This is a genomic window from Variovorax sp. Soil_C_12 (assembly GCF_057657375.1).
On record NZ_JBDGIO010000024.1, the window covers coordinates 32492 to 53934 of the forward strand.

Sequence of the window (21443 nt, forward strand, 5' to 3'; positions counted from 1 at the left end):
AGCGCCGGCTAGCAAGTAGTGGTCGCCAACGTCGCCTTCCGCCGAGCAGGAACGCCGCCACGCCAAGATTTTCTGCAGTTCTGGACACCTCCGGCTCATCGATATGCATTTAGTTCGCCGCTACTTTGATCTTGTAACTACATTCTGCGACATCCGTGCACCCTTACAGTGGACTTATTCCACGGGCGGCGGGTAAATCATCAGGAGCCACTCTGCGATCCTTTGCGGCAGGCGCGTGATCAGCTGGTACAGGGCATTCGCGTCGTCCGGTCGTCCGAAGAGGGTATGCGGTGACCCGGGACGGCAAGGAGGTCGACTATCGGGACATCTGCACCGACCTTGACCATGATCCACGCAGCGACGAGCAGGTCGTCGTCACCGAGAAGCTCGAGGGCCGGCGCTATCTCCGTCCACCGATTTGCTCGTGAGCGAGGTATCGGACTTACTGGACGAACTCGACCGCGAGACCCTACAGAGAGTCGAGACCCTCCGCTCACGGTTACGACTTCTCGACCATCACCATCAAGGACTATCCCATCGAGATGGCCTCTGGCCTTGAGCCAGAGCCGCAAGGGAGCCCCGTGTCCAGCTGTCCAGCTACCACCTGCGTTTCGTCGGCGCCGACCGGCGACCTGGCGTAGCCCTGCAATTCGTGTTCCTGCGCGCCAGCGGCCGACCGCTGGATCGTCTGGCGGTCGTTCCAAAGGCCCTGCTCCACTACCTGGTCGAGGAGCTCGGTGTCGCGCGCACTAGCATCGCGTCCCTGCGCTCGTCTTCAAGGCGATCGAAGCGCAGCGGCAGGTCATCGTGAAGGCGCGCTCGGAGACCCGGCTGAAACGTCGGGAGGTCCCCCATCGCAAGCCCAAGTCGCGCCCTCCTCCCTGGACGCCGCCCGGGAGTCTACGCGCAAGCAGAGGTCGACTACAGCAGGACGCTCAAGCCGTTCAACGTGGAAGTTTGGTGATGCCGTGAGCACCGCGGTCCTCGCGCACCTGCAAGCGTCCACCCGTGCGGAAGCCATGCTCGACGCTTCCGCCAGGATCCAATCGCCCAGGCGCGAGCGATGGATTGACTACCCCAGAGCAAGCCAGGCGCTATTGAAGCTCGAAGGGCTACTCGAAATGCCGCCCAGGGCACGAATGCCATGCATGGTGCTGCACGGCCACTCCAATATTGGCAAAACGCTGATCGTGGCCGAGTTATCCCAACAGGTTTGATGAGGCCAAGGGCGTGGAACGGCGTGACGTTGTTGGGATGCAGATGCGGGCGACAGCGGATGAGCATGGTTCTATTCCGCGCTGCTGTTCGAGCTCGGCGCGCCGCACAGCGCTTCCGCGAGCCTCTCGGTGCTCGAACGGCTGGCCCGGGAACTGCTTCGTCGAATCGCTCCGCGCAGACCAGACCTGCAGCTACCGCGCCGGTCATCATCGGAGTTCCTCAAACCACGGTAAGTTCGGGGTTTACCGTCTTGCCGCAAATCAGCTCAATTTGCTTCGCACGCCGGTCGCGGAAAGTGCGGTACATGGCAACATCAAACTCCAAGCGCTCCGGATTCGACGCGAAATCCGCGAGCAAGAGGTGTTTCTCGATGGGGGTGCCCCCGGCCTTCAAGCGACCGAAATAGCTGGCGGGAAGCTCAGCACGCTTTCTAATGTTGTCCGTAGCGCCTACAAATCGATAATTTCCCAGCGTGTTGACCTCGGCGCTGCCGAGACCTAGCTTTGTGAGCAAGGCGTGGCGAGGGTAAATGTGGTCGATGTGAGGCTCATTGCCCTTGAATTTGACGTCAAATGGTGAGCCGCCCATTTGGTCGACATAGACGAGATTCAACAGGATGAAACGAAGGCGACTCTGGTCGAGATGCCAGACCTGCAATTCGGTCGAGAGCCCGCGAGCCTGGAAGTGCTCCTTAACCTCAACCATGGGGAATCCTCCAAAGCACTTTTTGCCAACTACGTTGTGCAGCGTGTTGATGACGGAGTCCGTGCTCTGCGAATACCAGCCGAAAAGCTGAGCTTTGTAGTAATACCCACGCATCAAGGCCTTGCTGCGCTCATCGGGTTTGGGGTTGAAGTACAGGAAATCAAAGAGCGGAATAAAACTGTTGTAACTACGTACAACTTTGTCGGCATAGACCTTTAAATCTGACTTAAGAAAGTCACGCAGCTCCAAGAATGCCTGCTCGGCTCTGTCCCAGCTACCCTTCATATCTTTGAGGAGCTCAGCACCGTCAGCGCCAGTGAATTTTTCCGATGACGCCTCTGCCCCGCGGCCATGCACCACGAGCAAGCATTTGAGTGGAAAGGTCTTATCAAAGTCAAGATTAGTGCTGTTTAGGAGCTCTGTGGTTTCTTCGATTGCCTCTTCGATTTCGTCCCAACCTTCCTTCATCGCTGCAAACATCAGGTCCGACGCACCGAGCTTGGTACCGCCGGAGTTGACACGGACGAAGATGTCCAACACGGTGCGATAGGGATACTGATTGGCGACACCATCGAGTTCTTGCACCCAGAAATGCTTTTCTTCTCGTAGTAAGGACACCAACTGGCCGATGTTTCGGCGCAGACGCTTCTGCCTTGCCTTTTGTTCTTCGTCGCTCGGGCGTTTGCTTGGTTCTATCAATGCATCGTAGCCGTCCAGTCGGTCGTTAAAATCCTCAGAGAGTTCTTCAGCAACTTTTTGGGCATCTTTCCCCAAAAGGTCTGATACCCGGTACCAAGGCAACGGTAGAGGAGAAGGGGAAAACTTCAACGCATATAGCAGTCCGCCGTCAGTCGATAGTCCGCCGCTGGTGAGGTCGAAATAGGCCTCGGCGCGTTCGCCATTCTCAAGCACAACCGAACCGGCAAACGTGGCGAAAAGGGTCTGTAGTCTCTGTTGACCATCGAGCACAAATACTTTTTCGTGACCGCCTTTGCTGGCATTGGGCTCGTAGAAGTCGCTAAGGTCCGCATCCCAAATCAACTGAGGCATGAACCTTCGAGCTTTGATTTCGTCTTTGGTTCGCCAGAAAAGAAGCGTTTGAATGGGATAATTTCGCATCAGGCTATCAAATAGCCGGAGCATTTGCTCCTCCTCCCAAACGAACGGTCGCTGTATATGCGGAAGAAACAGCGATGTGTTAATGTCTTGAATAAGACGAAACAGCGTTTTTGGCTTATAGCTCATTTAACTAGAACCTTGGTCGACAGCGGCAGAAATTTCTTCAAGTCATGTCTAGCCGAGTCTATTTGGTGATACCTCAACTTTGTTCCTTGGATATTCAATAGTCCATGCCCTTGGCCTAGGTAGTAGCGAATAAGGGTTCTCTCGCAGAGTTCGAGCGCCCTTGCCACCTTTTGTCCCGGCTTGGATACGCACTCCGCAAAGACAAGTCGCCTCTGCCCGTTCGCTGCATCCTGTACGCCGGTCATAAGCCGCAGGTTGTTGAGTTGCTGCTTGAGTCGTCCTCTGAGGTTCATCCCTTTTCCGACATAGAGGGCCTCGGCAGTTTCCCCGTGGCACCGAAGGAAGATGTAGATGCCTGCGGTTGGGGGGATATCTTCAAGTGGGACTGTGTACGGAAACTTGCCAAGTCCAACTGAGTGGTGCCAGCTCAAATTCAGATTCATGCTATTAGTATTAAAGTTGTGCCGGCAGAGTATGGGGGAAACGGCCTCCGATAACCTATGAACTCCTTCACGGGGCGTGCCTCGGCGTGGGAAACGCCTTAAGGCACTGCCCGCCACATTGCGATTGCGAAGCTCATTATCGATTCCCAGAGCGCCGCTTACGGCTCCCACGGGTCGATACGAACACTCCGCGACCAGAACCGAAGCGTGTGCGACGACGTCACGGCCGTCCTTCGCCCGCGGCGACCGGATTCTGCACTGGCCGTGCGCGATATTAAGCAGCGTGCTTCGTCTGACTACGACCGCGGGCCATCGGGTTTTCAGGTTCAGAACAGCACCGCGTCGGCTGAAGCCAGGTCAGGAAGGTGCGTGGGGTCGACGCCGAGGCTGAGGCCTGGTCAAGGAAGTAAGCGAAGGGGGTCGTGGCTTGATACTTACAGCACGGGGGCCACAGCCTTGGCGACGTCTTTAAGATGAGCCGGCGCCCAGCTCGACCATCTATTCCAGGCCGGCAGAGCAAGGCTCGGCATCACGAAGACGGTCATGCCCTCGACTTGAAACGGCTTCGGCTCCTCTCGATTGCCGGCAACAAGTGGTAGCTTCGCACCCAGCACCTTGGCCAGCTCATCCCGGGTGCCGGCACCGTGGGCTATAAGCACCTTCGGCTTCAAGTAGTGAAGTAGTGCACGGAAGATGGCTGTGCCTCGTTCAGTGCCCCCTGCGTGCCGTGGCAACTTCAGCTGACTGCTCATTGGTGTCGAATAGCACACCACATTGGTCTCAAGCACGCTATTGACACCTTCGGTACGCAGGGCTTCCCGGAAGTGGTCGATATTCAGGCGGCTCTTGGACGGCGAGCCCACCGTGACTTCGTCGTAGATGCCTCGGCAGGTTTCCCCCGCGCGATTGAATAGCCCGTTAACGTGCCGCTTGTGAGTAGGCATGTCGTGGGATAGCCCCGTGCCTGGTTCTTTCCGATGATGAACACTCGGGCGTTGAGAGGGTTCGTCAAGTCGGACATCCAAGGTCTGGGCAGCTGCGCATTGAGCGGTTGCGTCAGTTGCACGATTACGTCCTCGAATTCTTGCTCGAGTGAAGACATGGTTGGGCAGAGCTCCTCTCACTGCTACGAACGGGCGCGATCATGTGGAAATTCTGCTGATACCTCGGACAACTTGCAATCGCTTGATCCGACGGCGTTCGTGGAAATGATGCAAAATGCGTTTGCCCGCGTCGAGGTACGCCGGAATCGCAGTTCAGACTTCTGCCTGGATGGAGCGCTCGAACACATCCCCTCACCTTGCGCTGGTTCAGCGTCGAGGTAGCCCCGACGGGACATAAGAATGGTCGCGGCCACGGCAGGACCAGAAACTTCCTTCGAAATCAGCGGCTTACGTAAGCAGCTCGTACGCAGAAAGTCAAGGCCCGTAAGTCTTTGTCGCATAAAGACGTTTTTGATCCAAGCGCACCGATCTGCAAGATAAGTACGATTGTCCGAAACCGAACGAAGGCACGAAGCACTTACGCAGCCACGCGACAGGTGGTCCGTCGTCTTTTGTGCGCTAGGTGAGTCGACCCTGGTGCGCCATCGACGACGGCCTCCCAGTTCACGCCGCCTCATCAAATTTGAAGGCGTACTGCATTAGCGAAATGTGATTACCTGTCTTGGGCATCTGAAGCGAGTAGTTGCCTGCTTTCGGCTCGATTACCTTGATATGCCAGTACGTTGCGCCGCTCTTCACCGTAGTCGTATTCAGTTCCTGAAGATGGTTACGCAGAAGTCCTACCGGCAAGGCAAACGCGAGATCAAGATCCACGCAGCCTAGGACAAAGAAGCCTTCAGTCCCTTCGGCCAGGAAGTCGTCCCACGCCGGGTGGTACGCAAACCAATACCGCGTTGCACCTTGGTTCTGATAGCGCTTTGATACTGTGCAAGCGAGCCGGAGTGCATGGTCGCTGCTCCAGAACAACGCGCGACTCTTCTTGATCAGAGCGGATGAACGAAGCGAAGCGAAGCTCTTGACGATTACCTCACGCTTTGCGTCCATCACCTTCACGTCAGTGAACTGCCACCCGGAGGTCACCGCAAGATCCGCGATTCCAGATGCCGAGTCCTCTTGCGTCGCAGCAACTTGGACACCAGCCTCAACGTCGTTCGCAGCAGCAAAGATAACATCAATCAACGGATCAAGTCGTGTGTATTCGCGCGGAATCAATAGACTCCGGATCTTCTTACCAGTGTCGGGCCCCTCGGTAGCTTGCTTCAGATCAACTAGCCGGACGAGCGCCTCGACGCTGATGAGTCGCATGTCCCATGCATGGCGCGAACCGCGAACCTGTGCCTCAAGTTCCCCTGTGTCCTCCCTGCCTACAACGATCAGAACAGAGTTCTCCTGAGATAACTTGCTCGCGCCCTTCAGCTTGTCTCGATAGGAGGCGATGGTGTCCAGTGGAACTCGATATGCATCAGTGGTCTTGACTTCCAACACGACGTCATTGCCCTCAGGAGCGTGCCAGAGGCCATCATTATTGATCGCGTTGGTTGTACCTTGGTAGCGGCCATTGGTGACTACGTATTCCAGCCTCCTGCCCAGTTCGTTCACTATGTCTTGCAGGACCATGCCGCTCTTCGGGAACGCTTCGGCAAGACACTGCTCGGCGTACTCTGCCAAGAATTCAATCTCCGCTTGAGAAAGGAATTCCCGGAGCTCTCTTGAGCATTCTGAGTCGTCGCGAAGGTTGCCGTCCCCGGCCGTGTTTACGATCTGCTTGATCGTCATCTTGAGGACGGATTTTGGTTCGGATTGCCAGAACTGAATGAGCGGCATTGTGGTGAAGGGCGTTGGACGTTGAGCAAGTTGTACTGTAACCGGCGGCCCACATCTGGCCTCCGAGCTTGAGATCCATCGCGACGTGGCATTAGAGCAGCGAGGTCAGGCCGATGGTGTTGAAAGCTCGGTTGCCCGCTCTTCGCGCTGGTTGCTGCCGAGAACCGAGCTGGCAGAATCGCTCAGGGGACGCGAACGGCGCTGGGCTCACGCGCACGAACGCCATTCCTTGGGGATCGTCCTGATGGAGACTCTGGGGTCAGGTTGACCAGGAATATCCCCGCCATGAACCACCACTCGCCCGAGGGCCACTGCGAGCTCGTCTTCAAGAACGTTTGAATTGCGGTGGCGAACCTCCTCGGCAAAGAAGGCAAGGATCTCACTGGCCACGAGCCGGCGACCCTCGACGCATGGCACGCCGGGGGTTGAAGAGCTTTGTATTTATCTACAAGGGCTTCCTCAAGGTGTCAAGCACTATAGATCCTGGCTCTTCTGGGGAGCCATCACCACCATCGGAAGCAAGGCGCCGATCAGCTGGGCGGCAGGAGGCTAGGAAGCGAAGGTGGGGACTGGCGACACTACAAACGGTCATGTTGCAACGTGTTGTTGCGGACCCTGATGAGAGCCGCACGCGGGGGCCTCATTCATGACTCGAGGTCGGCTGTCGCCGCCTCCGTCAAATCCACAGGCCCACCCCGCGGAGGTCCAACCTTGCTTCATCACTGCAGGCCGTCAAGCGGCGGAAAGATCATCTCGGTTGAGCTGTCAATAGCTTGGCACGGGTTCATGCGGGCAGCACGAATTTTCTCCGCGAGACAGCATGGCCCAGGCCATTCGTGCGTTCTTGGCCGCGATCGCCACAATTGCCCGCCAGTAACCACGACGCGCGGCAAGTGCGGTGGACCATCGGCTGATCACGTCGATTTTGTTTTGGGCGGCATGGAGGACAGAGCGAGCGCCGAGGATCAGCAGTGATCGCATGTAAGGGTCTCCGGCCTTCGTGATGTGACCCAGCCGCGCCTTGCTTCCCGAACTGCGTTGGCTGGGTACCAAAACCGAGCCAGGCAGCAAATTGGCGACCGCACTTGAAATCACGGCTCCCGGAGGGATCGGCTCGCGCTCTTGACAGGATCAAGCCATATCAGCGGGATGCTCGACGCTCTCGGTGATCGCCGCCGGCGGGCATGCGCGGGCCAGAGCCGACCAAGCCTCGGACGCATACCACCAACGGATGATGCGCAGAGTGAACAAAAGACCTATGGTTCACCCGGCTCGGCGAGCGAACGCCAAAGCCGTGACTTGCAACGAATGAGCTTTAAAGGAGCGCACCATGGAGTTCACTGCGACGACCAACGATCTCGCGATCGACTACAGGCTGACCGGAAAAATATACGGCGCGAACGAGGGAACGATCAAGGCCAAACTTGCCGCAAACCCGAACCTACTCATCACGAAAGATCCGTTCGACACCGAAACCATTTTGAAAGGAAACACCTGGGTGCTGCCAGCAAACGCCGAATGGCACAGAGAACGGGTTCTGTCCACGTAGCTGCACGTCTATTCGCCCCATTCTCGGCGGCCGGGACGCCGGGAGGGGCCGGGCCGAGGCATCGTGACGCTCAAGCCGAATGTCGCCTACTGCCTACGTCGCTTCCACCTCTCGTGCAGCAGCTGTCCCGCACGCATTCGGTAGACCGCGTCAAGGCGAATCGAAGAAACCACTAGACATGATGGTCGCTCGATAGGCGAAGGAAGGCTCGTCTCCGGTACCGTGGATTGCGCACTCTGAGAGTGTGCGAGCCACATGCGGCGGGTTTCCCCAGCCGCAATCCGTATGGAGACGAGCCATGGACAAGAGTATCAAGTTCTTCGTGGGGTCGGCTGACGCAGATGAGCGCTCAAGACACTGCCGCGCTCACGATAGCAGACCGTCGCCGCTGCCTGCCCGTCTACCCAAAGTTGTGGATGTTCCTAGGCCACCCCGATTCATTCTGCAGTTGACATCCAGTAGAAGGTCATTTCTTACCACGTGTCTTAAAACCTATGGGAGTGCGGCCCATGCAATCCGAGTTCGAGATCAAGACCCCCAGTCTCGCAGAGTCCACCGAGCTGCTGATCATGGCGCCCATTCGGCGCGGCTTCGTACCAAGCCTGGAAACGATCACATACAAGAGCCGGGTTAAGTTGCTGCTGAAGATGCTGCACGGTGGCCGGCAGAGCCAGCACGAATATCGCCCGCTGCGAGCCATGTCGGATGCAGTCGAACGTGTGGGCGTGATTCGTTCATTGCGCGCGGCGGTCGTCGAGGGGCGCAGTGATGTTGACGACCGCATACTGCTGTCGGTGCACTTTGACGGCTCATACGAAGCCTACGTGCGCACGATCTGGCAACGCGCTGCACGCTTACTGGACCTGATCTTCTGCAACGCCGAGGGCTACGTCATCGGCTGGGACAGCCCTTTTGACGACTGGAACGCCTGGATTCGCTCGGTGCAGATCAGCACGCCGTTCTTCTACGCCACGCCGGGACTAACCTATCCCGATCAGACCTATCTGCAGATGCTTGAGCGGCGCGACCGGGGCGGCAAGGATGACGAACTGTCTCGTACCCAAATCGCGGTGCCAACGGCCGAAGAAACTGCCTGGTCCATCGTCGTCAACAAGCGAGACCCCACAAAGCAAGCTGTCCCAGAAAGCGCGGCCGGGTCAATGGTAGAGACGGAAGTCTTCCGCCAGAACCTTAGCGCTCTGGCCGGTATTTACAGACTCGCAGAGTGGTACCGCCCCCGAACTTCTGACGGTAACGTCCTGCGAAACGCCGCGCATGAGTTGTTGCCGCAGCTTTGTGACATGTTCTTGAGCGATCCCAATGGGCTGGGCGCTGCAGCCGGAGCCGTAGGCGGCGATCGCTCGGCAAAGGCGCTGTCTTGGTTTATCGAAGAGCTCCAGGGTGTTCCACCTGCTCGCGCTGGAACTCCTTTACCGAAGCATGCCCCTTCTCCCCACCCCGACGGCGACGTCCAAGGTGGCATCCTCGAACCCTATGTCGGCGTCACCGACGCGGTCATGCTCCTGGTGGCCTTCGATAGCGCGCAAGGAGCGGCCACCCTGCTCGGCGGGCTAGGCACGACATCGGAGACATTCACAGCGACACCCACGGACAAGTTGCTCGTCAACTTAGCCCTGACTCACGACGGGCTGCGTGTGTGTGGGCTGACACAAGCAGAGCTCGAGCAGTGGCCGCTGGAGTTCCGCCAAGGCATGAGTGCCCGAGCCGGCCTGCTTGGCGACTTGCGCTGGAATCATCCGCGCCGTTGGACATTGCCGCCTTCCAACGGCGCCTTGGCCCTCGACCCGGATCGCGACGACAGCGCCCTGCCTCCGGTGCCATTGGAGTCTGTCCACGCGATCATTCAGTTGCGCTTGCGCCCGGCCGAAGTCAGTGAGCGACGCTCCGCCCGCGATCTGCTTGCCGATATCGTTCGAAAGTTTCGACTTCAGTCCGCCGGCATCAGGTTATTGTCGGTTCAGTGGCTGACGCGTCACATCGAAGCCAAGACGTTCGTCGATCACTTTGGCTACACCGACGGCCATTCACAACCGGAGCTTGGTCGCAACCCGGGTCAGACCTCGCTCTACTCCAATCAAGTGCACCTTGGTGAAGTGCTGGTCGGATACACCAACGCGGCAGACCGAGAACAAGATCAAGTCGTCAACCAAGATCCGCAGACTCGCGCGTTGATGCGCAACGGCAGCTTTCTTGCGGTGCGCAAACTGCGTCAGCGTCCGGCTGTATTCAGGGCCGCGGTGGCTGCGGCACAGAAGAACACAGGCATCGACGAGAAGGTCATTCGTGCCCACATGATGGGGCGCTGGCCCGCCGACGCCGGCCAGGACGCCGGCAAGCCGCTCGCGCCACTCGGCAAAGGGGGCATCAATGACTTCTCCTACCGCGAGGAGGATGAAGACAACATCACTCCTCTCACCGCCCATATCCGGCGCGCCAACCCGCGCGAGGTGACCGAGCCGAACGACTATCCCAAGCCTGCTCCAGGCGGCCGTATTCCCCGCATCGTGCGCCGCAGCCTACCCTACGGTCCCCCATTTGACCCGGGGAAGCCGAACAACGATGACCGGGGTCTGATGTTCATGGCCTACGGGTCCAGCCTTGCGCAGCAATTCGAAGTCATCCAGGGATGGCTTGCCGGTGGGAACAGCGCGCGCAGCTACTCTGGCGCCGGCTGCCCTTTCCTCGGGGTGCCTGAAGCGGGAAGAGAGCGCGACTTCCGATTCCTCGGCGTCGGGCAGAAGACCGTGCACATGTCACTGGACGGTTCCGACGATCTTGGCGCCGAGCCGGAGCCGTTGGTCACATTGCAGTGGGGGCTCTATGCCTTCGCCCCCTCACGCTCCGCACAGGCCCTGTTGGCAAAGCGAGCCGGCGGCGCAGTCGCCGCGGCCGCATTGCCTTGGTCGGCCAGCCGTGGTCAGGTGCTGATCGAGCAGCTTCGACACGTCGAGCACAACGAGGGTGCCGCTGCCGGAACGGTGGCCTGGAAAGCGGCTCTGGAGGACCCGGACTCGGCGTCACGTTTTGACAGTGCCTCGATCTGGGCGGCGGTGCGCGCGCTACACGATGGTGTCCTGCGCATCCCTTACGGCGTCTTGGTCGCCGCACCCGAACTCGTCGATGCCGTGTTGATGGACGAAACGCGCTACACAGTGGACGGCTATCGGCGACGCCTGGTTGCCGCGGGGATGGGTCCGATCTATCTTGGCCGCGACGCTTCCGACCCTGAGTACGCTCGGCTCTCAAAAGAATGCAATTCGGCGATTCAATCCATCCCGATGGAGGATGGCTATCGCCTCGCGCGCCAAGCGGCGAGTGATCTGCTCGGCGGCTGGATCAACTCCACGATCGCAATAGCCGAGCAGAAGGGCGAGAAGACTTGGGAACTCTCGCTCGACAGCCGTGACTTGATTGCCGGTACGCTGGCGACATTGGGCGAGCGGTGGTTTGGCCTGGATGACCAAACCACTTCGAAAGACGCGGCCGGCATCGAGCGAGTTCTCTTTCAACGTGGCGCCATGGACTGGCAGTGGCAACCTGGCGACCCGGTGTACTACCCTGGCCACTTCACAGCCGCGTCTCGTGCCACCTTCCAGGCCGAGCCGTCGGATCAAGTCACCGAACTGGCGGCCGTACACGGTGCCGCACTCTCAGCGGCGTTGCGATTGCTCATCGAGAAGAAGGGTGTTGCAGCGTTCGACCGAGCACGTGTCAGCAAGGCAGTATTGAAGTCCTTTTGGAGCACGGAACCCGAGGTCGCCGTGCAGAACATTGCGGGCGCCCTCATGGGGCTATTGCCCACGACCGAGGGCATTCTCAGGCGCGTGCTGCCCGAATGGACGCGGGCAGGCACGCTTCTGGAACTGGCTGGACGCGCAAGCGGACGTGACTTGGAGGATTGGACGGTCGCCCAAGAACTGCTGAGCGGCCCACTGCGGGAGGCCATCAAGTTCAGGCCCGTGCCCGAACAGGTCTGGCGCGAGGCCAAGGTGGCTCACAGGGTCGGAGGTGCGACGGGCGAACCTCTGAAGCCGGGAGAAAAGCTGATCATTGGCCAGGTATCGACACTCCACGCTCAAATGGAACAGGGCGACAACATGGACGTGTTTGCGGCCTTCGGCGGTGAGCGCGGCAAGGGGCACACCCATGCCTGCCCCGGGTACAACGCAGCGATAGGCGCCATGATGGGATTGATGTCGACAACCCTCGACAGAGACGAGGGTCAGCTTGCCCCATCGACGTCGCCTGGCGTGCTGGTGTTTCGTGGCAGGACACCCAATCCTGTAGAGGTCGTCATCTGGACGCCGCCGACAGACGTCAAGTTCTTGCCTGGGGCAGGCAAGACACTGCTGGCGTTCGGTGATTCATGGATTCGCTTCCACGAGGAAACTCAGGCGACCGGTAGCGACTTCCGGCGTGCGCTGGGCGCATTGGGTTACGACACCAGTGATTTCGAAAACAGAAACTACGCGTATCGCGGGCGCAAGTTGCAAGAAATGGCCGGATACCGACCGGCGGACAGTAAGTATGTCTACGCAAAGCTTCGGAAGCTGATCACGGCTGGAACGCCGCCCCTCGCCGTCCTCGTGAGCGGTGGCGGAAACGATTTTGTCGATGGCACGGTTCAATTGCCAAAGGTTGACTGCCCGAGACTCGCGGGCCTCAACTCGAAGCTCGAAGGTATTCTTAGAAAACAGAACCAATCCCCTCAGTACGATGAGGGGTTGCTCACCACCTTCCTGGATCAGATGAAGGGGTACATGACGACGATCGTCTCGAACCTGGCGGAGGCGGGCAAGACCGCCGATGGCAAGCAGCTGGTGCCCATCATCGTAGTGGCCTATGACTATCCAATTCCAGACGGCAGGCCGTGGGAAGCGTTGCTCAGTTGTCCTTGGCTCCGGCCGGTCTTCAGTCGCAAGAGCTACAACGCACCGGACGTCAAGGGGGAAGGCGAGTCAAGCACGTTGATGAAAACCTTCATCGCCAGGCTCAACAAGGCGTATGGCGAAGTCGCGGACGAACTGATCAAGCAGGGCATCCGGGTCAGTCACGTTCCGCTGACCGGCGTGCTTGCACGTTATCAGAACGAAAAACAACTTACGTACGACAAGGTTTGGAAGAACGAACTCCATCCGACCAAGGATGGATTCGACGTTCTGGCCATGTACCTGCACGAGCAGGCACTGCAGCCCTTGTTCATTAAGCCCTGACTAAACGGGGCCGCATCCTTTGATATTCATAGCCAGGCCCATCGCTGTCATTTGCTCGAGCGCAGCGGCCTCCAATTGCGCGCTCTCGTCAGGCCGCATGTCATCGCGCAAGAGTTGCGCCTTCAGCAGCAGGTTCAGTGCTGCTTCGCGCAATGACTGCCGCCGTTGCGCCGAGGTCTCAGCCCTCGCCAGCCGCCGCCAAGCACGCGAGTGGTCTCCCTGCTGCTGGGCCCATCGAGCCAACGCACGCCATACCACGGCCTCGCCAATGCATTCGCCGGCACGCGCGCGGCGCAAGACCACCACTGCCCAGTGCCGCGCTTCGTCTAGGCGGCCGGCGTCTACAGCCATTTCAACCAACCATCCGTAGTACAGCGGCGTATAGAAGTGGACTTGGTTGTTTTCCATCCAGCGCACCGCTTCGATCGCTTCATCGATGGCCCGAGGATTGCGCTCGAGTCGCCAGCGCGCGTAGCCCCCGACGGCCCGGGTGATGGCCAACGGCAGCAGGGCCTTCAGGCGGTGCACCAACTCCACCGTGGAGTCAACGCACTCCATGGCATCTTCCCAACGCTGCTGCCAAGCAAGGATGATCACTTCCCAATTGCGCACCGAGTACGCGATGGGATGATTTGGGTGGCCGGCAACCAGCTCGCGTGCTTGGGCTAGCGCGGCGTGAGAGGCGTTGAAGTCACCGCGATCTGCGTGAATTCCGGCCAAGCATGCCAGCGTATAGGCCGAGCCGATGGCCAAGGCGCCGCGGTGCTGCGCCTGTGCCTGCTTGACCTGCAACGCCAGATGCAAGGCTTCCAAGGCCTCGGGGTAATTGCATACCGCGGCAAGCGACTGACCCAGCGTAGCGTTGAGTTGCGCCAGCAGGCGTGTGCTTCCCGATACCTCGGCAAGCGCTTTAGATTCCTTTGCCAGCTCCACGGCGCGGCGCGGCTGACCAAAGACGAAACGCAGGTACGCCTCCCAATACAACGAGCGCGCCAGAAGCTCTCCCTCGCCAAGGTCGCGAGCCGTCTGCACGCAACGCTCCATCAACGGCAGCGCCTGTGGAAGCGGCAGTGGGTCAAAAGTGCAAGCCATCGCGAGGCGATGGATCAGCATGCACCAACGCACCCGGTTTACAGGTACTTCGACACCCAGGTACTCGGCTGCCTCGATGGCGGCAAAGAACTGGCGACGCGCGTTGTCGAACGCACCTAGCCGCATGGCATGTTCGCCGGCGGCCTCGCAGAACTGCATCGCCAGCGCCCAATCACTGGCGGCCCATGCGTGGTGAGCAAGCGCCTCCAGGCGCTCGGCCGGATCTGGGCGCCCCGCCTTGCCTTCGAGCAACGACAAGCTCTGGCGATGAAGCGTGGTGCGACGCTGCAGTGGAATCAAGTCATAAAGCGCGTCGCGCGACAAGCCATGGCGAAAACGCAGCGCATCCGGGCCATCGGGATATAGCAGGTCAGCATCGGCGAGTCGATTCAGCACTTGCTGGTCGAGGCCATCTGGCACCAGGTCTTCGAGTAGCCAGCGCGGTACCCGCAAGCCCGCAACGGCGGCTGCCTGGGCCGTGTTCCAGGCACGTTCGTCGAGGCCTTCCACCCGCGCAGCCATCATCGAGCGCATCCAGGCGCCCGAGCTCGAACGGGCGCGCGGTGCGCTGTGACGCAGGAACTGCCAACCGGCTTCGCCCCGGTCGCGCAGCATGTGGCACATCTCTTCAACGAACAAAGGGACGCCCCCGGCGTACTCGTGCAGTTCGTCAACGACGAACGGGTTCGTGCCTGGCACGAGCGCCTGCACGATGTGGTTGGTTTCCTCGCGCGTAAGGGGTTGCGGGGTGATCGCTGCGCGATCGTGGCTCACGCTGCCATCGACCTCGCGCGACGCGACAACAACAAGCAGCGTCGTGGTGGCATTCAGCACGTCGTCGAGCAACCTGCGGCTGGCATCGTCAGCCCAATGCCAATCGTCGAGCAAAACCACGCAGTGGCCACCGTCCTGCTTCGCAAGCAGGCCCAGGCTTCGCTCGCGAATGTCCGATGCGTCGCCGTCTGCCGCGTTTGCGCCATCGGATGCTGCGGCGTGAGTCTCCGAAGCCAACAGCTGGCGGAAGGGTTCGAGAACCGGTGTCAAGCCGTAGGATTCGCAGCCCCCGCGCAAGCTCACGACGCCCCTTTGTGAGAGCTGCGCCGCAAGCTCGTCGAGCAGCCTCGTCTTGCCGATTCCGGCCGAACCACGAATCTCGATCACCCGGCTCTTTCGCTCTGCTTGTGTACAGGCCTGCAGTAGCTCTGCCAGTGGCGCATCGCGTCCGAGAAACGGCGACAAGCCTCTAGAGTGCGAGGCGTCGATGCGCCTTCGCAGGCGGCTCAAACCTTGCACCCGCACTGCGCGCACAGGTCCGGTGTGGCCAGCCAGAACGAGTTTCTCGACCGGGCTCGTTTCGAAGAAGACCAGATCTGGGCCAAGCGAGTCGGCATCGGCGAGGATGGCGCCGCGCGGCGCGGTGCTGGACATCCGTGCCGCAGTGTTGACGGCATCGCCCACGACGTCGAGCTCGCCGCGGGCTCGATCCCCTGGCAGCACATACACCAGCCCCGCGTGTATCCCGGTGTGCAAGGCGAGCCATTGCGGCCCTCCGGGTAGCGACAGCGCAGGCCATGTCGCCACCTCGGCATGAGCCTCCAGCGCCGCTTGGCACGCATGCCGCGTGTCGTGCTCACCCGGGTTGGAATGGCCGAAGACAGCAAGGCTACCGTCGCCTTGGGTTCGGATGATCTGTCCGCCATGGCGCGACACGGCCGTCCATACGGTATTTCGCACCCGCTCGAGCAGTTCGGCCAGTACCTCGAACTCCAATTGGCCGGCCAGCTGACTGGAGCTGCTGAGGTCACAAAACATCAGGGTCAAAAACTGGCGTTTTGGTGCCTGCGGATCGACTTTGGCGGTTGAGTTCATCGGGTGGACGCCCTCCTGGCGATACCTTGTTGGGCTGGTCGACGGTCAACGGTACACAGCCTCCCGCTCGCAGGAGGCTCGGCCTCCTTAGCTTATTTACCATCGTGACACACATTTTGGCTTCGGCACTGATCGAGGACCAGAGGTTATGGGGCAACCGCCGGGAGGCGCCGGTTTGCTGCCTGGTCGCCTTTGGGGCTCCGCTTGTCACCTTGAATCGCTCGGTGCGAACTCATCCGCGCGTCCACCCCAATGAGGCCGGTTGCCGACGGAAAGGAGTCGCTTGGACTTTCGCTACGTCTGAAGCTTCAATAGAGCTTTTCTGGTGTTGCGCCGGACTGAGTCAGGATGGACCCCAAATCTCGCCCTTCATATCGATTGAAAGACCGCCGAGTTGGCCGCCTGCTGCCCTTGGGCATTCTCGAGCGCCAGGATCACGCCGCGCAGGCGCTAGCACTCGCGCTCCAGCGCGGCGACCCAGGCGCGGGCGTGCTGCGCTTCGTTGAACGCCTGCGCGTGCAGGGCGGACATTCCCCAGCGGCTCTCGAACCACAGCGCCAAGTAGACTGAGCGTGGTGCGTTGCCGCTGGCTTGGTAGCGTTGCAGGGTACGCAGGCTCACGCCCAGGTGGCGGGCAATGTTCTTGCGCGATTCCGTCTGGTCGGCGAGCAGATGGGCCAGGGGCGGCAGCCGTGCGAACGAGGGGGCGAGGAATGGCATGGCAAAGCTTCTGCGAGATCCGAGACGGCGGTCGTGCCGATCCTGCAAGGCCGTGTCAACTTGTCGCGGTGCCAATGGCGCTTTTTTTGCCCTGCTCTCTCCCCTGCCCCACTGGCTTTTCAGGCGGTGGAGGGGCCATTGACATAACGGCGCCTGGCGTGCCGGCGCTCTGTCGCTGTTGAGACAATGCAGCCCTCATGCCGAAAACCCCAGCGGAGTCCCTCGAAGCCTTTGTGCATCGTCAGCCGGCTTCGACGCTGGCGGCTGTTCTGCTCGAACTGGCAGAGGTCGGTAAGCGTCCGGGCATCACGTCCTTGACGTGAGCCGCGATCAGGCCACCGAGTTCGCAGCTCGCCAGCGGTGCGGCAATAGCTCGCCGACGAGTCGAACCTTCTGCGTCGGTAGGCGCTGCAGCACGTCCTTGAGGTATTCGTACGGGTCGAACCCGTTCAACTTGGCCGACTGAACCAGGCTCATGATCGCGGCCGCACGCTGGCCCGCACGCAGCGATCCCGCGAACAGCCAGTTCGAGCGCCCGAGCGATCGGTCGGATCTGGTTCTCCACCCAGTTGTTATCGATCGGCAGTTGCCCATCGTCGATGTAGCGCGTGAGCGCCGCCCAGCGCTTCAGGCTGTAGTCGAGCGCACGAGCCAGGGCTGTCCCGTCCGTCGCACGCAGCCGATGCGCAATCATCCCCGCGCCGATTGCCAGCCTGGACAGGGCTGAAGTTGGGGATTTGGTCTGAGCGACAGCGAGCGACGTTCCGAGCGAATCCTGACTGGGCTGCCGCGCCATGGGCTACAGCAACCTGTTGCGGCCTGACCCGATGCATGGAGACCATGGTCCGAAAGCGGCTGAGAATCAAGACCGACCAACTCGGGAACGCCGAGCACGATGCGATAACGTCTTCCCGGCTGAACAAGGCGGTAAACACGGTCCGCAATTCAACTGAACACGGACTTGCGCCCGCTCAGGGAAGCCGTGGGCATCATCAACGCGTCTCCGACGCGTTCGGCACCGCTGGCCTGCTGGGCTGAGCGCACAATCAGAAACTCCAGCCGCCCTACTACGTCAGGAAGGCATTGGATGCGGCCCGCGAGTAGCTCTCTCAGCGGCTCGCAGAGCTGATCAACTGATTGACGCAAGCTGCGAAGGAACCGGGCAAAACGCCGCCGACATGGCCGGTGAGTCGCGGCTGCGGCCCGCTGAGAAATCGCGTCTCCGCGCTCTACCCAAGCTGGTGGATTCCATACCTTTCGTTGGCAACTATGCTGATTGAACCAACCCAGAGAGGAGAAGAGCATGGTCAAGGAAGCGTCCAGTCAGGCTGGTGGCGGGAGCGGAGCCAGCAACGACGCGTGCGAGTGCCGCTCAGGACCCTTGTTCGGGTCGGCGATGATAAACGGCGCCACCTTCACCGGCAAGTGGCTTCACTATGCAGAGGTCGAAGGCAAGGCGATGTTCGAGGGCGACATCGTGCTTGGGTCGATCGCCGACATGCAGGCCGACGCCGCCGGCAACCCCGTCTTGTTTTCGGTGGGAATCACCGGGCAGCAGTTCCGCTGGCCCAACGGCCAAGTGCCCTTCGAGATCGATGCGGCACTGCCCAACCAGCAGCGCGTTACCGATGCCATCGCCCACTGGCACGCGAACACCCAAATCCGCTTTGTCGCACGCACCGCAGCCAACGCTGCCCAGTTCCCGGACTTTATCGCCTTCGTGCCCGGCGGCGGCTGTTCGTCGATGGTCGGTCGCCGCGGCGGCCGGCAGGAAATTACCCTTGGGCCCAACTGCACGACGGGCAATGCGATCCACGAGATCGGGCACACGGTGGGCCTGTGGCACGAGCAGAGTCGCGAGGACCGAGACACCTTCGTGCAGATCGTCTTTGCCAACATCGACCCGGCGATGCAGCACAACTTTAATCAGCACGTCTCCGACGGCGACGACCTGGGCGGCTATGACTTCGGCTCGGTGATGCACTATCCGGCGACGGCGTTTTCCATCAATGGCCAAGCGACGATCGTTCCCCGTCAGCCGCTGCCGCCTGGCGCTGTCATGGGGCAGCGTAACGGCCTCTCGCCGGGTGACATCGCTGGCGTCCAGGCCATGTACCCCAATCTGGGGCTCACGATCAAGGAAGTGCCTAAGGATCCTGTCACCGACCCCACCCCCACCATCAAGGAGATCCGGAAGGATCCGATTCGCGATCCGATCACGATCAAGGAGACCCGCAAGGATCCGATCAGCGACACGATCAAGGAAGTTCGAAAGGATCCGATCCGCGATCCGATCACGATCAAGGAGATCCGTAAGGATCCGATTAGGGATCCGGTCACGATCAAGGAAGGAGCGCTCGACCCTGGCCCCGGACCGGGACCCGGGCCCGGCCTCCTGCGTGTCGGTTTAGACGCCGGCGTCGCGCCGTTCGTGCTGGCAGGGCAGAGTCGGTATGCCCCGCAGGATCCGCTCGTCGTCGCCGCGGAACAGGTCCAGCAGCTCGCCGAGGCGCACACGCAGGCGCAGCTGCAAGCGGACGAACTGGCCGAGGCTTACGAGCAGGCGGTGCAGGTACTTGCGGCGCTGCAAGGCGAGCAGGGCGGCCAGTGAACGGCACGCGGGCGGCGCGATGATCCTGATCGTTTCCTATCCCGGCGACGAGCACACCGAGCTCGTTGTTGGGCATCTGGAACGCGCCGGCCGCGAGGTGATTCAGATCGACCTGGGCGAATTCCCGATGCACGTCGGGGTGCAGGCGCATTGGGACGAATGCAAGCCGCGCTATCTGATCGAGCATCGTGGGCGCTTGGTCGATCTCGCGAGTGCAGGGGTGGTGTGGTGGCGTCGCGTGCGCCCCTTCGAGATTGACGGTGCGATCGCGCAGGAGCAGCGGCGCTCCTTCGCTTTCAGCGAGACCTCCCAGGCCGTCTACGGTTTGCTGGATGCGCTCTCCTGCCCCTGGATCAACCCGCGCTTGGCGGACGAGGCGGCGCATCGCAAGCCTTACCAGTGGACGGTGGCGCGCGAACTGGGCTTGAAGCTGCCGCAGACGCTGGTGACGACTCAGGCCGATGCAGCGCGCAAGTTCGTCTCGCGGCTGGGTTTGCGCAAGGTCGTGTTCAAGGCATTCCTGGCCTCCATCGAGGAATGGCGAGAGACCCGGCTCGTCGAGCAGGAGGACGTGGACCGGTTGGAGCTCGTTCGCTATGCACCGGTGATCTTCCAGGAATACGTGCAGGGCGTGGACCTGCGCATAACGGTGGTCGGCGAGCAGATCTTTGCCGCCGAGATCGACGCGCGTCAGACCTCCTACCCCGTGGACATGCGCATGGTGGTCGGCGAGGGAATCGTCAAGGCCGTCGAACTGCCGCTCGAGGTTCGCCAGCGCCTGCTGGCGTTGCAGCGCCGGCTGGGTCTGCGCTACGGGGCGATCGATATGCGCCGCACCGACGATGGTGAATACGTCTTCCTCGAAGTCAACCCCGCCGGCCAATGGCTGTTCGTCGAGCGCCGTACGGGATTGCCCATCTCGCAAGCTCTTGCGGATGAACTGTGCGTCCTGGAGAATCTGAACCCAGGAACAGCACAGGAGCAGCGGTCATCGGTGCAGGTCGGCGAATCAGCGGTGTGCTGAAGTTCCCTCCCTCGGCTAAGCCGGGGCTGGCTGATCGCATTCTTATCGAAGTGCGCGACGTTTCGCTGGCGGACCAGCCGTCGGTGGTGGTGGCATCGTGCGAGTTGCGCCGCGTGCAGGTGGCGCCAGCCGCTTCGGTGGCGTTCGACCTGCTTGCGCCAAGCGCGCCAGCGCAACGCAGCTTGTCGATGCGCGTTCAGGTGGACATGTCACCTGGACCGAGGACCCCTGCCGGCGACTACCTGACGACGGCAGCGATGCCCCTGCCGTCCGGGGGCGATGTCAGTGGTCTGGTCGTACCGCTCGCAAACCTCATGCCGTAGTGCCCCCTGCCGCCGGCTGTCACCATGCTTGAAACGTCGGTGCGACCTGCGTGCCCGGCAGTGCGACGGCGCGGCCTGCCCTCGTCGAGCTGCGCGGTCGGCTGCTGGAGGGGACCAGTTGCGCAGGATTTGCGGCAAGGGCAAGCGCCGCAGGCTACGTGAGGATAGTGTGCTGGTCAATCAACATTGCACTCTGAATCTTGCTCACCCGAATGCATCCTCCGTTGTGTGGAGGCATGACCTGAACGCCAGCAATTAAAGTCAAGACCTCCAGAACCTTGGGGATCAGAATGCACCTCGCTAACGCATTCAAGACGTCGACTGCGCCCGATGCAGCGATCGATGGTTCGCGCGGAGACGCCTCCAAACCAGGCGTCAGCGATTTCATCACTGTTCAGTCGTTCACAAATTTCGCTGCGATGACTGGCGCGATCACAGTTGCCTGGCATGCAGCCAGCCAGCCAGGTGATACCAGCGTCCAGCGGGAAATGGTTCCCTTACATCTGTGCCTTCGCCTGGGCGATCATCTCCTACCTAATTTCGCGTGCTGGGTTGGTGGAAACAGCGAGCGGCGGAAAAGTG

At 60.7% G+C, this 21443-nt stretch carries 14 protein-coding genes and 2 pseudogenes; 9 read left to right on the forward strand and 7 right to left on the reverse strand.

Annotated features, from left to right (window positions below; translation table 11 throughout):
- Nucleotides 1–290 precede the first annotated feature (290 nt).
- From AC3A6X_RS34450 to AC3A6X_RS34460, 3 genes are all read left to right on the forward strand, one after another.
- Nucleotides 291–428, forward strand: coding sequence for a hypothetical protein (locus AC3A6X_RS34450; protein ID WP_487846381.1), 138 nt, complete (start codon nucleotides 291–293; stop codon nucleotides 426–428).
- A 176-nt stretch (nucleotides 429–604) separates the two neighbouring features.
- Nucleotides 605–811: a DUF4158 domain-containing protein gene (locus tag AC3A6X_RS34455; protein WP_487846401.1), complete on the forward strand. Its 207-nt coding sequence runs from the start codon at nucleotides 605–607 to the stop codon at nucleotides 809–811.
- Between the two features lie 157 nt (nucleotides 812–968).
- Nucleotides 969–1217, forward strand: coding sequence for a TniB family NTP-binding protein (locus AC3A6X_RS34460; RefSeq protein WP_487846382.1), 249 nt, complete (start codon nucleotides 969–971; stop codon nucleotides 1215–1217).
- Nucleotides 1218–1437: 220 nt separating this feature from the next.
- On the opposite strand, the gene AC3A6X_RS34465 is transcribed toward AC3A6X_RS34460, so the two are convergent.
- The 4 genes and pseudogenes from AC3A6X_RS34465 to AC3A6X_RS34480 form a co-directional block, all read right to left on the reverse strand.
- Nucleotides 1438–3168: a GmrSD restriction endonuclease domain-containing protein gene (locus AC3A6X_RS34465; RefSeq protein ID WP_487846383.1), complete on the reverse strand. Its 1731-nt coding sequence runs from the start codon at nucleotides 3166–3168 to the stop codon at nucleotides 1438–1440.
- 877 nt (nucleotides 3169–4045) lie between these two features.
- Nucleotides 4046–4555, reverse strand: a complete 510-nt coding sequence (locus AC3A6X_RS34470; RefSeq protein ID WP_487846384.1) for a hypothetical protein — start codon at nucleotides 4553–4555, stop codon at nucleotides 4046–4048.
- 663 nt (nucleotides 4556–5218) lie between these two features.
- On the reverse strand, nucleotides 5219–6391 hold the full coding sequence (locus tag AC3A6X_RS34475) for a hypothetical protein (protein ID WP_487846385.1): 1173 nt from the start codon (nucleotides 6389–6391) through the stop codon (nucleotides 5219–5221).
- Between the two features lie 813 nt (nucleotides 6392–7204).
- Nucleotides 7205–7532: pseudogene (locus AC3A6X_RS34480) on the reverse strand (transposase); the annotation flags it as partial.
- Between the two features lie 237 nt (nucleotides 7533–7769).
- Between AC3A6X_RS34480 and AC3A6X_RS34485 the strand changes: the two are divergent.
- On the forward strand, nucleotides 7770–7988 hold the full coding sequence (locus AC3A6X_RS34485; RefSeq protein WP_487846386.1) for a hypothetical protein: 219 nt from the start codon (nucleotides 7770–7772) through the stop codon (nucleotides 7986–7988).
- 509 nt (nucleotides 7989–8497) lie between these two features.
- Nucleotides 8498–13222, forward strand: coding sequence for a hypothetical protein (locus tag AC3A6X_RS34490; protein WP_487846387.1), 4725 nt, complete (start codon nucleotides 8498–8500; stop codon nucleotides 13220–13222).
- On the opposite strand, the gene AC3A6X_RS34495 is transcribed toward AC3A6X_RS34490, so the two are convergent.
- The 3 genes and pseudogenes from AC3A6X_RS34495 to AC3A6X_RS34505 form a co-directional block, all read right to left on the reverse strand.
- Nucleotides 13223–16183: an ATP-binding protein gene (locus tag AC3A6X_RS34495; RefSeq protein ID WP_487846388.1), complete on the reverse strand. Its 2961-nt coding sequence runs from the start codon at nucleotides 16181–16183 to the stop codon at nucleotides 13223–13225.
- Between the two features lie 450 nt (nucleotides 16184–16633).
- The gene (locus AC3A6X_RS34500) at nucleotides 16634–16903 is read right to left on the reverse strand and encodes a hypothetical protein (RefSeq protein ID WP_487846389.1); all 270 of its coding nucleotides are present in this window, start codon (nucleotides 16901–16903) and stop codon (nucleotides 16634–16636) included.
- A 330-nt stretch (nucleotides 16904–17233) separates the two neighbouring features.
- Nucleotides 17234–17567 (reverse strand): annotated as a pseudogene (locus tag AC3A6X_RS34505) (IS66 family transposase); the annotation flags it as partial.
- Nucleotides 17568–17734: 167 nt separating this feature from the next.
- Here AC3A6X_RS34505 and AC3A6X_RS34510 point away from each other — a divergent pair.
- From AC3A6X_RS34510 to AC3A6X_RS34525, 4 genes are all read left to right on the forward strand, one after another.
- A complete protein-coding gene (locus AC3A6X_RS34510; RefSeq protein ID WP_487846390.1) occupies nucleotides 17735–17941 on the forward strand; it encodes a hypothetical protein in 207 nt (68 codons plus the stop codon).
- Between the two features lie 265 nt (nucleotides 17942–18206).
- Nucleotides 18207–19514, forward strand: coding sequence for a Dot/Icm T4SS effector Zinc-dependent metalloprotease LegP (gene legP, locus AC3A6X_RS34515; protein ID WP_487846391.1), 1308 nt, complete (start codon nucleotides 18207–18209; stop codon nucleotides 19512–19514).
- Nucleotides 19515–19533: 19 nt separating this feature from the next.
- Entirely contained in the window at nucleotides 19534–20538 is a 1005-nt protein-coding gene (locus AC3A6X_RS34520) for an MvdC/MvdD family ATP grasp protein (protein ID WP_487846392.1), read from the forward strand.
- On the forward strand, nucleotides 20532–20861 hold the full coding sequence (locus tag AC3A6X_RS34525) for a hypothetical protein (RefSeq protein ID WP_487846393.1): 330 nt from the start codon (nucleotides 20532–20534) through the stop codon (nucleotides 20859–20861). The genes AC3A6X_RS34520 and AC3A6X_RS34525 overlap by 7 nt, the downstream gene beginning before the upstream one ends.
- The last annotated feature ends 582 nt before the right edge of the window (nucleotides 20862–21443 follow it).

Coding starts and splice junctions, on each gene's coding strand:
- AC3A6X_RS34465 (WP_487846383.1), bottom strand. CDS start 3,168: ATGAGCTATAAGCCAAAAACGCTGTTTCGTCTTATTCAAGACATTAAC.
- AC3A6X_RS34470 (WP_487846384.1), bottom strand. CDS start 4,555: ATGCCTACTCACAAGCGGCACGTTAACGGGCTATTCAATCGCGCGGGG.
- AC3A6X_RS34475 (WP_487846385.1), bottom strand. CDS start 6,391: ATGACGATCAAGCAGATCGTAAACACGGCCGGGGACGGCAACCTTCGC.
- AC3A6X_RS34485 (WP_487846386.1), top strand. CDS start 7,770: ATGGAGTTCACTGCGACGACCAACGATCTCGCGATCGACTACAGGCTG.
- AC3A6X_RS34490 (WP_487846387.1), top strand. CDS start 8,498: ATGCAATCCGAGTTCGAGATCAAGACCCCCAGTCTCGCAGAGTCCACC.
- AC3A6X_RS34495 (WP_487846388.1), bottom strand. CDS start 16,183: ATGAACTCAACCGCCAAAGTCGATCCGCAGGCACCAAAACGCCAGTTT.
- AC3A6X_RS34500 (WP_487846389.1), bottom strand. CDS start 16,903: ATGCCATTCCTCGCCCCCTCGTTCGCACGGCTGCCGCCCCTGGCCCAT.
- AC3A6X_RS34510 (WP_487846390.1), top strand. CDS start 17,735: ATGGAGACCATGGTCCGAAAGCGGCTGAGAATCAAGACCGACCAACTC.
- legP (WP_487846391.1), top strand. CDS start 18,207: ATGGTCAAGGAAGCGTCCAGTCAGGCTGGTGGCGGGAGCGGAGCCAGC.
- AC3A6X_RS34520 (WP_487846392.1), top strand. CDS start 19,534: ATGATCCTGATCGTTTCCTATCCCGGCGACGAGCACACCGAGCTCGTT.